The sequence below is a fragment of the Streptomyces longwoodensis genome (genome assembly GCF_001514125.1).
Taxonomy (GTDB): domain Bacteria; phylum Actinomycetota; class Actinomycetes; order Streptomycetales; family Streptomycetaceae; genus Streptomyces; species Streptomyces longwoodensis.
Genome location: NZ_KQ948550.1, coordinates 107,931 through 122,229, shown reverse-complemented (window position 1 = coordinate 122,229; position 14,299 = coordinate 107,931). Strand labels below are relative to the sequence as shown.

The 14,299-nt window shown below is 69.6% G+C and carries 8 protein-coding genes; 1 reads left to right on the top strand and 7 read right to left on the bottom strand.

Annotation, left to right across the window (positions count from 1 at the left end; genetic code table 11):
• Window positions 1-62 precede the first annotated feature (62 nt).
• From AQJ30_RS05510 to ngcE, 5 genes are all read right to left on the bottom strand, one after another.
• Entirely contained in the window at window positions 63-1,154 is a 1,092-nt protein-coding gene (locus AQJ30_RS05510) for a sugar ABC transporter substrate-binding protein (RefSeq protein WP_067229310.1), read from the bottom strand.
• A gap of 134 nt (window positions 1,155-1,288) precedes the next feature.
• Window positions 1,289-2,488 (bottom strand): ROK family transcriptional regulator, encoded by a 1,200-nt coding sequence (locus AQJ30_RS05505; RefSeq protein WP_067229307.1) that lies wholly within the window; start codon window positions 2,486-2,488, stop codon window positions 1,289-1,291.
• A gap of 325 nt (window positions 2,489-2,813) precedes the next feature.
• Window positions 2,814-3,737, bottom strand: a complete 924-nt coding sequence (locus AQJ30_RS05500) for a carbohydrate ABC transporter permease (protein WP_067229305.1) — start codon at window positions 3,735-3,737, stop codon at window positions 2,814-2,816.
• A gap of 2 nt (window positions 3,738-3,739) precedes the next feature.
• A complete protein-coding gene (locus tag AQJ30_RS05495; protein WP_067229302.1) occupies window positions 3,740-4,666 on the bottom strand; it encodes a carbohydrate ABC transporter permease in 927 nt (308 codons plus the stop codon).
• Between the two features lie 42 nt (window positions 4,667-4,708).
• Complete coding sequence (gene ngcE, locus AQJ30_RS05490) at window positions 4,709-6,163, bottom strand: N-acetylglucosamine/diacetylchitobiose ABC transporter substrate-binding protein (RefSeq protein WP_067229298.1); 1,455 nt, start codon at window positions 6,161-6,163, stop codon at window positions 4,709-4,711.
• Window positions 6,164-6,562: 399 nt separating this feature from the next.
• Between ngcE and AQJ30_RS05485 the strand changes: the two genes are divergently transcribed.
• Complete coding sequence (locus AQJ30_RS05485; RefSeq protein ID WP_425424132.1) at window positions 6,563-10,306, top strand: GH92 family glycosyl hydrolase; 3,744 nt, start codon at window positions 6,563-6,565, stop codon at window positions 10,304-10,306.
• Between the two features lie 496 nt (window positions 10,307-10,802).
• Here AQJ30_RS05485 and AQJ30_RS05480 read toward each other — a convergent pair whose 3' ends face one another.
• A complete protein-coding gene (locus AQJ30_RS05480; RefSeq protein WP_067229293.1) occupies window positions 10,803-13,637 on the bottom strand; it encodes an aconitate hydratase in 2,835 nt (944 codons plus the stop codon).
• Between the two features lie 416 nt (window positions 13,638-14,053).
• Window positions 14,054-14,287 (bottom strand): hypothetical protein, encoded by a 234-nt coding sequence (locus tag AQJ30_RS05475; RefSeq protein ID WP_067229290.1) that lies wholly within the window; start codon window positions 14,285-14,287, stop codon window positions 14,054-14,056.
• Window positions 14,288-14,299 lie beyond the last annotated feature (12 nt).

Genomic DNA, 14,299 nt, shown 5'->3' with positions numbered 1-14,299 from the left:
GTCGGAGGGGTCTCGCGGGGCCGCCGGCGGTCACGGGGACCGCCGGCCGGCGTGGGGTGCCCTTACTGGAGGCCGGCGGCCTTGCAGGCGGCGGCGTACTGGGCGGTGCAGATCTGCGCGACGGTGTAGAGACCGTCCTTGACGACCGTGTCCTTGATGTTGGCCTTGGTGACCGACACCGGGGTCAGCAGCTTGGCGGGCACCTTGTCGCCGGAGCCGCTGGTGACCTCGGTGGAGGCGGTTCCCTTGATGTCCTTGCCCTGCAGGAGGCTGACCGCGAGCTCGGCGGCGGTGTCGGCCTCCGGCTTGTAGGCCTTGTAGACCGTGGAGGACTGGGTGCCGGCGACGATCCGCTGGATGGCGGCGAGCTCGGCGTCCTGGCCGGTCAGCGGGATGGTGCTGATGCCCGCGCCCTTCAGGGTGTTGGCGATGCCACCGGCCATGCCGTCGTTGGCGGAGTAGACGCCGGCGATCTTCTTGGCGCCGAGCTGGGTGATCGCGGCCGACATCTTCTCGGCGGCGACGGTGTCCTTCCAGAGGCCGGACTGCTCGTAGGCGATCTTGACCTTGCCGTCGAGCGCCTTGTGGGCGCCTTCCTTGAACTGGGCGGCGTTCGGGTCGGCGTCGTCACCGTTGATCATGACGACGTTCGCCGACGGGCTGGCCTTGGCGCCCATCGCCTGCAGCAGCGCCTGGCCCTGCAGCTCGCCGACCTTGACGTTGTCGAAGGAGACGTACGCGGAGACCGGGCCCTGGGCCAGACGGTCGTACGCGACGACCTTGACGCCCTTGTCGACCGCGGCCTTGATCGAGGACTTGATCGCGGCGGAGTCCTGGGCGGAGATCACGATGACCTTCACGCCCTTGGTCACCATGGTGCTGACCTGCTGCGCCTGCTTGTTGGCGTCGGCCGCGGCGTTGGCGTACTCGACGTTGCAGTCGGAGCAGAGCTCCTTGACCTTGGCCTCGAAGTACGGCTTGTCGAACTTCTCGTACCGGGCGGTGACGCTGTCGGGGAGCAGCAGGCCGATGGACTTGCTGCCACCGCCGGAGCTGCTGCTGCCGGAGTCGTCGTTGTCGTCGCCCGCCTTGCCGCACGCGGCAATCGACAGGGCCATGGAGACGGCGGTCGCGCCGATCACGACTCTACGCATCGTTGCGTTCATTGGGTTGTGCCTCCCTGACAGGGCCGCAACGCTGCGGCCGAGGTGGCTGGAAGTCAACTCGGCCACAGGTGCGACGTCAAGAAGTAAATACTTAACGAGATGGCAACGGCGTCATTCGTTCTCTAAGTGAAGGCGGGTGCGGCCGCCGGGAGAGAGCCGTCCAAAAGCGTCGAATCGCCCATCTCGCTGAGCGCGAGGGCGAGCGCTCCGAGCACCTCCGCACGGCCCCCAAGTGCACCTGGGAGAACGGACAGTTGCCGCGCCGCACTGGGGATCGCGTAGCGGCCGACGGACTCCCTGATCGGCCCGAGCACCAGCTCACCGGCCTCCGCGAGATCACCGCCGAGGACCACCCGGCTCGGGTTCAGCAGGTTGCAGAGATTGGCGACTCCACTGCCGATGTGGCGGCCGACGTCGGCGATCACCCGACGGCAGCCCGGGTCTCCGTCCCTGGCCAGCCGCACGACGCCCTCCATGGTGAGATCGGTGCCGTGGCTGGACTGGAGCAGCGGCAGCACGTAGCGCGCGGCCGCGAAGGTCTCCAGGCAGCCCCGGTTACCGCAGCGGCAGACGGGGCCGGATTCATCGAGTGTAATATGTCCTATTTCTCCCGCAGTACCGCCTGGCCCGCGGTAGATCTTCCCGTCGATGACCAGGCCGGCGCCGACACCGCTGGCGACCTTGATGTAGGCGAGGTCGCGCACGCCCTTGCCGCTGCCCCAGACCATCTCGCCCAGGGCGCCGAGGTTGGCGTCGTTGTCCACGTGCACGGTCACGCCGAGCCGCTCGCGCAGCTCCTCGGCGGGCCGGGTGCCGATCCATCCGGGCAGGATCGCGGAGGAGCCCAGCGTGCCGGACTCCACGTCGATCGGGCCGGGCACGCCGAGCCCCACGCCGGCGATCTTGCCCCGGTCCACGCCCGTGGCCTCGATCAGCCGGCTGACCAGCCGTTCGGCCCGGTCGAAGCCCTGCGCGGAGGACGCGTCCACGTCGAGCGGCTCGGACTCCTCGGCGAGCACCTGGTGGGCGAGGTTGCCGACGGCGACCCGTAGGTGGGTGTGGCCGAAATCGATGCCGATGACGATGCCGGCGTCTCCGCTGAGCGAGACGCTGCGCGCCCGCCTGCCACCCGCCGAGGTCGGTGTGACCTCGACCGTTCCGCCGTCCTTGAGTTCACGGACGATGTTGGAGACGGTCGCCGCGGACAGGCCGGTGGTCCTCGCGATCTCCGCCTGGGTGAGGGATCCCGCCAGCCGGACGGCTCGTACGACCCGCTCCAGGTTGGCTCGGTGCAGCGACGACTGCGACCCCGGAGTCTCCACGACGACCTCCTGCGCGCGGGGCCGCTTCGATGAGACCCCGTCTATGTCCAACTAGTGAACTCTAAGCTGAGCCGTCCGGGGCACCTCCCGTCAAGAGGTTGAACAGTTTCCGCGCACGCGAACGCCCGCGCCCGCGAGGGTCGCGGTGCGTGTGGGAGCGGTTTCACGGTGTGGCGGAACCGACCCTTCCGGAGACGGTCGACGGGGGCGGTGTGCGGGGGTGTGGGTGGGTTTGACGGGGGTGCGGGGGCGCGGACGACGGAGGTTGAAGACAAGGGGCCCGTCCCGTGCGGAACGGCCTCGGGCGCAAGCGGAGTGGCGGGCGTTACTTGAGCGCCCCGGCGGTCAGACCCTGCACCACCTGCCGCTGGAAGACGATGTAGGCGCCGAGGACCGGCAGCATCGCCATCACCAGGCCCGCGAACAGCCCCGACCAGTCTCCCTTGTACCCCTGGCTGACCGCCAGCTGGACCAGGCCCTGGGTCAGGACCTTCTTGTCGGGGTCGGTGTTCAGCACCGTCGGCAGCATGTACTGGTTCCACTGCCCGAGGAAGTTGAAGATCCCGACGCTGATCAGGCCCGGCTTGGCCATCGGCAGCATGATCTGGAAGAAGGTGCGGGTGTGGGACGCGCCGTCCACGAACGCCGCCTCCGCGACCGACGTCGGCAGGGTGCGGAAGAACGCCGTCAGGAAGAAGACGGTGAACGGCAGCGAGTAGGCGATGTAGACCAGGATCAGCCCGTGGATGGTGTTCAGCAGGCCCATGTTGTTGACGACGTAGAACAGCGGGACCAGCGCGAGCATGATCGGGAAGCTCATGCCGCCGACGAACAGGTAGTAGATGAACCGGTTCCCGGGGAAGTCGAAGCGGGCCAGCACGTAGGCGGCCATCGAGCCGAGCACCAGCGTGCCGATGAGCGAACCCCCCACCACCAGGACGGTGTTGACGAAGTAGTCGCTCATGTTGGCGTCGGTCCAGGCCCGCGCCCAGTTGTCGAAGTGCAGCCGGTCGGGCAGCGCCCAGGGCGAGCCGAAGATGGAGGCGTCGTCCTTGAACGACGTCATCACGGCCCACACCAGCGGCAGCACCACCATCACCGCCCACAGGACCAGCACGCCGTGCGAGAAGACGTTCAGCACGCGGCCCTCGCGGCGCGCCCGCGGCGGCCGGTCCACGGGCGCGTCCGCCTTCGTCACCGGCGCACCGGACTGCGCCGGCAGCGGGGCGGGGCTCTCGGTCGTCTTCATGCTCAGTACTCCAGCCGCTCGCGACGGCCCAGCCGCATCACGACGGCGGCGAAGGCCAGCGTGACGACGAGCAGGGCGACGCCGATGGTGGTGGCGTAGGCGGCCTGACCGTCCCGGAACGCCTTCTGGTACACGTACAGGACCATGACGGTGGTCGAGTAGTCGGGCCCGCCCGGTCCGGTCGTCATGATCTGGACGACCGCGAAGGACTCGGCGCCGAGCGCGAGGATGCCCATGTAGACCCAGCCCGACTGCACGGTGTCCCACAGCAGCGGCAGGGTGATGCGGAAGAACGTGGCCGCCCGGCCGGCCCCGTCCAGCAGCGCGGCCTCGTACAGGTCCGACGGGATGGACGCCATGCCCGCCGAGAACAGCACGACGAAGAAGCCGACCGTCGACCACACGAGCACCGCCATCACGCACCACAGGGCGAGGTCGGGGTCGCCCAGCCACAGGGGCTGGACGCCGTCCAGGCCGACGCCCCGCAGGACCGAGTTGATCGCGCCGCTGTCCGGGTTGTACGCGAAGGCGAACAGCAGCGCGACGATGGCGATCGACAGCACCTGCGGGAAGAAATAGACGATCTTGTAGAAGGAGGAGCCGCGCACCCCGGAGATGACCGGCCCGCCCCTCCTTCCGCGCCCGCCCGCATTGATCATGAAGGCGAAGAACAGCGCCAGGCTGATCGTCACCACCGGCAGCACGACCGCGAACATCAAGCTGTGCTGCAAGGACTTCCAGAAGATGTCGTCGTCGAGCATCCTGCGGTAATTGTCCAGGCCGACCATCTTGAATTCGGGGCTCAGGCCCGTCCAGTCCGTGAACGAGTAGTAGATGGACTGGATGAAGGGCCAGACCACGAAGAGCGCGTACAGTCCCAGGGGGAGCGCCAGGAACCCCACGATGAACCGGTACTTGCCGTGCTGCATCGCCACTCCGGTGCCGTTGTGGAATCGAGTTTTCCCGGTGCGCTACTGGTGCTTGTAGTGCTTGATGGAGGAGTCCTTGGCCGCCGCGTCGGCGAATCCCTGGATCTTGCTGATGGCCTCGGCGGGGGTGAGGCGTCCGGCCATCATCTCGCCGAGTCCCGCTACTCCGATCTGCTCCTTCTGCAACTGGACGTACCAGTCCTGGATGCGGGGGTTCACCACGTTGTCGCCGGCCTTCTCCAGCGCGGCCACGCCCGACTTCAGACCCGGTGTCAGGGTGATGCCCTGGGTGCCGCCGTTGTACGCGGTGAGCGACTTGACCTTGGCCGTGAAGTTCTTGGACGACGCCTCGCTGAGCATGATGCGCAGCTGCTCCATGCCGCCCGGGGCGTTCTTGGCCTTGGCGGGGACGATGAACGGCTCACCGCCGGAGGCCCAGATGGTGCCGAACGGCATCTTGTCGGAGCTGTCGAGGCCGGTGGGCGCGGAGACGGCGAGGTCGAAGTCGGCGGGGATGACGTTCGCCGACTCGTTCTCCACCCAGGAGCCGTTGGGGATGAACAGCGCCTGCCCCTTGGCCCACGCGGTCTGCGACTGGATGTGGTCCAGACCGGGGGTGCCCTTGAGGACGTAGCCCTTCTTGTAGAGCTCGTAGTAGGCCTCGAAACACGCCTTGACCGCGGGGTGCTTCCAGGCGTTCGGCTCCAGGTTGTCGATGGCGTCGAGGACTTCGCGCCCGCCGACCTTGCCGATCATCGGGTAGAGCGAGAACGGGATGTAGTACGGGTACTTGCCCGCGTACGTCCAGCCCGCCATGCCCTTCTTCTTGGCCTTGGCGCACACCGCGAGCATCTGGTCCCAGGTCTCCGGGTACTGCTCGTCGAGCGAGTCCAGCGCCTTCTGCGAGTACCAGACGCCGTACACGGTGTAGGCGTAGTACAGGATCCACACCGGGTTGCCGTCGAACTGGCCCATCTCGACGATCCCGGGCCGCAGGGTGTCGCGGACCTTCTTGTCCGGGTCGTCGTAGGACGGGGCGTCCAGCAGCGGGGTGAGGTCGGCGAGCTGGTTCTTGCCGACCAGGACGCCCATGTCCATCTGCTCGGCGCCGGAGTTGTCGATGAGGTCCGGCGGGGTGCCCTGGTTGAAGCGGGGCTGGAGGGTGGACTGGATCTTCTGGGTGGCGGCGAACTTCACCTTCGTCCCGGGGAAGTTCTTCTCGTAGATCTTGACCGCGTCCTCGGCGTACTCCTTGCCGAAACCGCCGTCGAACAGGACGAACTCCATCTGCGCGGTGTCGTTCACCGCGAGGGGGTTCTTCGCGGTCTTCTTGCCCGCTTTCGCCTTGTCCTCGTCACCGCCGCCGCCACTGCTGGCGCAGGCGGAGAGGAAACCCATGGCGGGGGCGGAGATCAGACCGAGTGCGGCGGACCGTTTGATCAGATCGCGGCGGCCGGTGCCGGGACGGCCGTGGTTCTCTGCGGACGTGGATCCCATGCTCAAGTCCTCGCCTTCTCCAGGACTCAGGCGGTGAACCGGATCCTCCCGGCACCGCGGTCGGGCCAAGCTGGGTCGTGCAGGAAACGCCGACAGGTATAGTCCACTTCCCGCCAGCGGAGCAAGATCGAATGCAAGGTTGGTCAGTGGTCTTTTCCGAAGTGAGACCTCGTGGAAATATGTCCGGCCCGCGGCGGCCGGGCCGGGAGAATTCGCGACATGGGCAGTGCTTTCCCCCGCCAACGTCCTTGACATCACTCGCCACTTGACCCCCTACTGAGTCCTGCGAACGGAGTGAGACAACGTTGTCGGACCCGCGCAGGAGGGTGCTCGCGCATGCAGCGACACGGAAGACGGTTCCGTGGTTCCCGGGCGGCCGTGATCACGGCCGCCCTCGTGATGTCCGTGGGGGCCCCCGGTGCGGCGGCCGCCCTGCCGGCACCGCCGGCCCTGCCCGCCCAGCAGTTCGCCTCGTCCTTCGAGGCGGGACAGCCCGCGCCCGACTGGGTCAGCACGCCCGAGACGGCCCCCGGCGGCGGCAAGCGCGCCTCGGGCGTGGACGGCGGCTACGGCGGCGGCCTGCCCGGTGACGTCACCGACCGGGTCACCGCGGTACGGGCGAACGACGAGAACACCGGCGGCGGCGAGGTGAAGGAGAACCTCCTCGACGGCGAGGCGAGCACCAAGTGGCTGACGTTCACGGCCACCGGCTGGGTCGAGTTCGACCTGGACCAGCCGGTCCGCCTGGCCTCCTACGCGCTGACGTCGGCCAACGACGCCGCCGAACGCGACCCGGCCGCCTGGACGTTGAAGGGCTCCGAGGACGGAACGCACTGGACCGACCTGGACAGCCGCTCGGGGGAGGACTTCGGTGAGCGGTTCCAGACCAGGACCTTCGCCGTCACCCCCTCCGACGTGGCGTACCGGCACCTGCGGCTGGAGATCACCGCGAACCACGGCGCGGGCATCCTCCAGCTCGCCGACGTGCGGCTGGGCACGGGCGGCCCGAGCGGACCGGTCCCGCCGGACATGCTGGCGGTCGTGGACCGGGGCCCGAGCGGCTCCCCCACGGCCAAGGCGGGCGCCGGGTTCACCGGCCGCCGGGCGCTGCGCTACGCGGGCCGCCACACGACGGCGGGGCGGGCGTACGCCTACGACAAGGTCTTCGACGTGAACGTGCGGGTGACCGGCCGCACCGAACTGGCGTACCGCATCTTCCCGGCGATGGCGGACGGCGACCGCGACTACGACGCCACGAACGTGGCCGTGGACCTGGCGTTCACCGACGGCACCTACCTCAGCGACCTCGGGGCGGCGGACCAGCACGGCTTCCCGTTGTCGCCGCGCGGGCAGGGCACGGCCAAGGTGCTGTACGTCAACCAGTGGAACGACGTGGTCGCGCGGATCGGTTCGGTCGCCGCGGGCAAGACCGTCGACCGGATCCTGCTGGGCTACGACTCCCCCGCCGGGCCGGCGCGCTTCCGGGGCTGGCTGGACGACGTGAGCCTGCGGACGGCCGCGCCCGACCGCCCCGCGGCGCACCTGTCCGACTACGCGCTCACCACCCGGGGGACGAACTCCAGCGGCTCCTTCTCCCGCGGCAACACCTTCCCGGCGACGGCCGTGCCGCACGGCTTCACGTTCTGGACACCGGTGACCAACGCCTCGTCGCTGAGCTGGCTGTACGACTACGCGCGGGCCAACAACGCCGACAACCTGCCGGAGATCCAGGCGTTCAGCGCGAGCCACGAACCGAGTCCGTGGATGGGCGACCGGCAGACCTTCCAGCTGATGCCGTCCGCCGCGCCGGGCGTCCCGCCCACCGGCCGGGCGGCGCGGGCCCTGGCGTTCCGGCACGAGAACGAGACGGCCCGGCCGTACCTGTACGGGGTGCGGTTCGAGAACGGACTGCGGGCCGAGATGGCGCCGACCGACCACGCGGCGATGCTGCGCTTCACCTACCCCGGTGACGACGCGAGCGTGGTCTTCGACAACGTGACCGACCAGGCGGGGCTGACGCTGGACCGGGCGGCCGGTGTGGTCAGCGGCTACTCGGACGTGAAGTCGGGGCTGTCGACGGGGGCCACCCGGCTGTTCGTGTACGGCGAGTTCGACGCGCCGGTGAAGGACGGGGCGTCCAGCGGTGCGAGCGGCTACCTGCGCTTCGACGCGGGCGCCGACCGCACGGTCTCCCTGCGGCTGGCCACCTCGCTGATCAGCGTGGACCAGGCGCGCGACAACCTGCGCCAGGAGATCCCCGCCGGCACGGACTTCACCACCGTGCGGGACCGGGCGCGCGACCAGTGGGACCGGCTGCTGGGCAAGGTGGAGGTCGAGGGCGCCACGCGGGACCAGCTGACGACCCTGTACTCCAGCCTCTACCGGCTCTACCTGTACCCCAACTCGGGCTTCGAGAAGGTCGGTTCCACGTACCGGTACGCCTCGCCGTTCTCGCCGATGCCGGGCACGGACACGCCGACGCACACCGGGGCGAAGATCGTCGACGGCAAGGTGTACGTCAACAACGGCTTCTGGGACACCTACCGCACCGCCTGGCCGGCGTACGCGCTGCTGACGCCCACTCAGGCGGGCGAGCTGACCGACGGGTTCGTGCAGCAGTACCGGGACGGCGGGTGGATCTCACGCTGGTCCTCCCCCGGGTACGCCGACCTGATGACCGGCACCTCCTCGGACGTCGCCTTCGCCGACGCCTACGTCAAGGGCGTCCCCTTCGACGCGCGGGCCGCGTACGAGGCGGCGCTGAAGAACGCCACGGTGGTGCCGCCGTCGTCGGGCGTGGGCCGCAAGGGCATGGCGACCTCGCCGTTCCTCGGCTACACCGGCACCGCCACCCACGAGGGGCTGTCCTGGGCGCTGGAGGGCTACCTCAACGACTACGGCATCGCCCGGATGGGACAGCAGCTGTACCGGACCACGGGCGAGAAGCGCTACGCCGAGGAGTCGGCGTACTTCATGGACCGCGCCCTCGGCTACGTCCACCTCTTCGACTCCCGGGCCGGGTTCTTCCAGGGCCGCGACGAGAAGGGCGCCTGGCGGGTGCCGTCGGACCGGTACGACCCGCGCGTGTGGGGCTACGACTACACCGAGACCAACGGCTGGGGCTACGCCTTCACCGCCCCGCAGGACACCCGGGGCCTGGCCAACCTGTACGGCGGGCGCGACAAGCTGGCGCAGAAGCTGGACACCTACTTCGCCACGCCCGAGACCGCCTCCCCCGAGTTCGCCGGGTCGTACGGCGGCGTCATCCACGAGATGACGGAGGCGCGGGACGTGCGGATGGGCATGTACGGCCACTCCAACCAGGTCGCGCACCACGTGACCTACATGTACGACGCGGCGGGCAGGCCCTGGGAGACCCAGGCCAAGGTGCGCGAGGTGCTGTCCCGGCTGTACACCGGCAGCTCGATCGGCCAGGGCTACCACGGCGACGAGGACAACGGCGAGCAGTCGGCCTGGTACCTGTTCTCGGCGCTCGGCTTCTACCCGCTGGTCATGGGCAGCGGCGAGTACGCCGTCGGCTCACCGCTGTTCACCAAGGCGACCGTGCACCTGGAGAACGGCAAGGACCTCGTGGTGGAGGCACCGGGCAACAGCACGCGCAACGTCTACGTGCAGGGGCTGAAGGTCGACGGCCGCGCCTGGACGTCCACGGCGCTGCCGCACGACCTGCTGGCGAAGGGAGCGGTGCTGGAGTTCACCATGGGACCGCGCCCCTCGGCCTGGGGCAGCGGGAAGGACGCGGCACCGGTGTCGATCACCCGGGACGACAAGGTGCCGACGCCGCGGCAGGACGCCCTGGCGGGCGACGGCGCCCTGTTCGACGACACCTCGGCGACCGGCCAGGACGTGTCGGGCACGGTCGACCTGCCGGTCGCCCGGGACACGCGGGCGGTGCGCTACACCCTGACGTCCGACGAGGCGGCCCGCGCCCCGGCCGGCTGGACCCTCCAGGGCTCCGCCGACGGCACGGCCTGGACGGACCTCGACCGGCGCACCGGTGAGACCTTCGCGTGGAACCGCCAGACCCGGGCCTTCTCGGTCGCCCACCCGGGCGCGTACCGGCACTACCGGCTGGTGTTCGCCGGGGAGGCCCGCCTGACGGAGGTCGAGCTGCTGTCGTAGGCGCGCCGCGAACGGCGCCGACCTCCCGTGCCCGCCCTGCCGACGCAGGGCGGGCACGGGTGCGCGGCGCCCGGTGCGAGCCAACTCACGCGCCAGGCATGGCCGTTGAGTGATCGTTGGGTGATACAGTCGGTTACGACCACCAGCGGACAACGTTGTCGGACGACGACGTCGTCCCCGCACCCCTCCCCCGGCCGTGGCACCGCCCGGCTCCGGGGGATCCCCTCGGCCGACCCACTCCCCCGTCCGGTCGGCCGACTCGCGGACCCGGTGGCCGATCGGCTCATCGGCCACCGGGTCCGTTGCGGGTGACGGAGGCGGGAGCGGACCCGGCGGGTTCCGGTCCGCCTATGGGAGCGCTCCCACCTCCCGGGCGGAAGGTAGCGCCGATCGACGTCGCTGTAAACGCTTCGCGCACCGACACGTCTCCGTGAACGGCGGGGGGCCGCGCCCCGGTCACCCGGAACGCGGCCCCCGACTGCCGTACGGGCGGTGCCTACTTGCGGATCAGGCTGCGCAGCACGTACTGCATGATGCCGCCGTTGCGGTAGTAGTCGGCCTCACCGGGGGTGTCGATGCGGACGACCGCGTCGAACTCCACACCGGTGTCGGTGGTGACCTTCACCGTGCGCGGGGTGGTGCCGTTGTTGAGCTCCTCCACGCCGGTGATGGAGAAGGTCTCCTCGCCGGTCAGGCCGAGGGACTCGGCCGACTGGCCCTCCGGGAACTGCAGCGGCAGCACGCCCATGCCGATGAGGTTCGAGCGGTGGATGCGCTCGTAGGACTCGGCGACGACGGCCTTCACGCCGAGCAGCGCGGTGCCCTTGGCGGCCCAGTCGCGGGACGAGCCGGAGCCGTACTCCTTGCCGGCCAGGACGACCAGCGGGACGCCCTGCTCGATGTAGTTGCGGGAGGCGTCGTAGATGAAGGAGACCGGACCGCCGTCCTGCGTGAAGTCGCGGGTGTAGCCGCCCTCGGTGCCCGGCGCGATCTGGTTGCGCAGGCGGATGTTGGCGAACGTGCCGCGGATCATGACCTCGTGGTTGCCGCGGCGGGAGCCGTAGCTGTTGAAGTCGCGGCGCTCGACGCCGTGCTCCGTGAGGTACTTGCCGGCCGGGGTGTCGGCCTTGATGGCGCCCGCCGGGGAGATGTGGTCGGTGGTGACCGAGTCGCCCAGCTTGGCGAGGACGCGGGCGCCGGTGATGTCGGAGACCGGCTCCGGGTCCATGCCCATGCCCTCGAAGTACGGGGGCTTGCGGACGTAGGTCGACTCCGCGTCCCACTCGAAGGTGTCGCCGGTCGGGATGGGCAGCGCCTGCCACTGGGCGTCACCCGCGAAGACGTCCGCGTAGGACTTGGCGAACATGTCCTCGCCGATGGCGTTGGCGACGACGTCGTTGACCTCGGCCTCGGAGGGCCAGATGTCCTTCAGGAAGACCGGGTTGCCGTCCTGGTCGGTGCCCAGGGCGTCCTTGGTGATGTCCACCCTCATCGAGCCGGCCAGGGCGTACGCGACGACCAGCGGCGGGGAGGCGAGGTAGTTCATCTTGACGTCGGGGTTGATCCGGCCCTCGAAGTTGCGGTTGCCGGACAGCACCGAGGTGACCGCGAGGTCGTTGTCGTTGACCGCTTTGGAGACCTCCTCCGGCAGCGGGCCGGAGTTGCCGATGCAGGTGGTGCAGCCGTAGCCGACGAGGTTGAAGCCGACCTTGTCGAGGTACGGGGTCAGGCCCGCCTTGTCGAAGTAGTCGGTGACGACCTTGGAACCCGGGGCCAGCGTGGTCTTGACCCACGGCTTGCGGGTCAGGCCCTTCTCCACGGCCTTCTTCGCGACGAGCGCGGCGGCGACCATGACGTACGGGTTGGAGGTGTTGGTGCAGGAGGTGATGGCCGCGACCGTCACCGCGCCGTGGTCCAGCTCGTAGCTGGAGCCGTCGGGGGCCGTGACGCGCACCGGGTTGGACGGGCCGGAGCCGGCGACGACGGCGGAGTGCTGCGGGGCACCGGCGCCGTTGTCGTCGCTGCCGTAGGCCGGGGCGTCGGAGGCCGGGAAGGACTCGGCGGACGCCTCGTCGACCGGGGACTGCACACCGTGCGGCTGCTCCTGCTGCGGGACGCCCGGCTTGCGGTCGTCGCCGCCGGTCACGCCGGCCTCGACGTAGTTGAGCACGTCGGCGGCGAACTGCTCGGCGGCGCGCGACAGTTCGATGCGGTCCTGCGGGCGCTTCGGGCCGGCGATGGACGGCACGACGGTGGACAGGTCCAGCTCGAGCTTCTCGGAGAAGTCCGGCTCGGCCTTCGGGTCCAGCCAGAGGCCCTGCTCCTTGGCGTACGCCTCGACCAGGGCGACCTGCTGCTCGGAACGGCCGGTCAGGCGCAGGTACTTGAGGGTCTCGCCGTCGATCGGGAAGATCGCGGCAGTGGAGCCGAACTCCGGCGACATGTTGCCGATGGTGGCGCGGTTGGCCAGGGAGGTGGCGGCGACGCCCTCGCCGTAGAACTCGACGAACTTGCCGACCACGCCGTGCTTGCGCAGCATCTCGGTGATCGTGAGCACCAGGTCGGTGGCGGTGGTGCCGGTGGGCAGCTCGCCGGTGAGCTTGAAGCCGACGACGCGCGGGATGAGCATGGAGACCGGCTGGCCGAGCATCGCGGCCTCGGCCTCGATGCCGCCGACGCCCCAGCCGAGGACGCCCAGGCCGTTGACCATCGTGGTGTGCGAGTCGGTGCCGACCAGGGTGTCGGGGTAGGCCTGACCGTTACGGACCATGATCGTGCGGGCCAGGTGCTCGATGTTCACCTGGTGGACGATGCCGGTGCCCGGCGGGACCACCTTGAAGTCGTCGAAGGCGGTCTGGCCCCAGCGCAGGAACTGGTAGCGCTCGCGGTTGCGGCCGTACTCCAGCTCGACGTTCTGGGCGAAGGCGTCGTGGGTGCCGAACTTGTCGGCGATCACGGAGTGGTCGATGACCAGCTCGGCCGGGGAGAGCGGGTTGACCTTGGCCGGGTCGCCGCCGAGCTCCTTGACGGCCTCGCGCATGGTGGCGAGGTCCACGACGCAGGGCACGCCGGTGAAGTCCTGCATGATCACGCGGGCCGGCGTGAACTGGATCTCCTGGGACGGCTGGGCCTGGGAGTCCCAGCCGCCGAGGGCGCGGATGTGGTCGGCGGTGATGTTCGCGCCGTCCTCGGTGCGGAGCAGGTTCTCCAGCAGCACCTTCAGGCTGTAGGGAAGGCGCGCGGAGCCCTCGACCTTGTCCAGCCGGAAGATCTCGTACGACTCGTCGCCCACCTGCAGCGTGCTGCGGGCGTCGAAGCTGTTCGCCGACACGACAGTCTCCTTCATTGATGTGCGCGTACCACCACGATCCTGCCGCCACGCCGGCTCGACCCGTGCGCTGAGGTTAGGCTAAGTTAGGTAACCCTTACTGCCAGACCGATGTGCGTGCGGCTGCGGTGCGCCTCGGCAGATATCTCGATGTCGAGATAACTCTAGTACATGAGGGCGGGAAGGTCATGCCCGGGCGGGGGTGGGGGGTGCGGCGGGCCGTCCGGCGGGTGGCGGTGGTGCCGTCCGGTCGTAGGCAGAGATGTGCCGCTTGGTCGCGGGCGGAGGTGTCGTCCGGCTGCCGGGTCGCACGGCGGCGGCCGGGCGCGGCTGGGCGGTGACGGGTGGCATCGCGGCCGCGCCCCGCAGCGGTCCCGGCTGCTGCGGGGCGTGGCCGTGGGTGTTGTCCGGGACGAGTGCTAGTCGCACACGATCGTCGAGATGGTGTCGTAGCGGGTCACGGGGACGTACCTGGTCACCCAGTGCCCGTTCTCGTACACCTGCTGGGGTACGACAACGGTGACCGGAACGACCCTGATCACCGTGTGGCAGGCCGTCGGCGCGGCCTGGGCCCCGGCGGCACCCATGAGGATGCCCCCTCCGGCCAGTACGAGTACCGCGGCCGCACCGGTGGCAGCCCTGTGCATGCGCATGTGAATCCCCCT

Coding starts and splice junctions, on each gene's coding strand:
- AQJ30_RS05510 (WP_067229310.1), bottom strand. CDS start 1,154: ATGCGTAGAGTCGTGATCGGCGCGACCGCCGTCTCCATGGCCCTGTCG.
- AQJ30_RS05500 (WP_067229305.1), bottom strand. CDS start 3,737: ATGAAGACGACCGAGAGCCCCGCCCCGCTGCCGGCGCAGTCCGGTGCG.
- AQJ30_RS05495 (WP_067229302.1), bottom strand. CDS start 4,666: ATGCAGCACGGCAAGTACCGGTTCATCGTGGGGTTCCTGGCGCTCCCC.
- ngcE (WP_067229298.1), bottom strand. CDS start 6,163: ATGGGATCCACGTCCGCAGAGAACCACGGCCGTCCCGGCACCGGCCGC.
- AQJ30_RS05485 (WP_425424132.1), top strand. CDS start 6,563: ATGTCCGTGGGGGCCCCCGGTGCGGCGGCCGCCCTGCCGGCACCGCCG.
- AQJ30_RS05475 (WP_067229290.1), bottom strand. CDS start 14,287: ATGCGCATGCACAGGGCTGCCACCGGTGCGGCCGCGGTACTCGTACTG.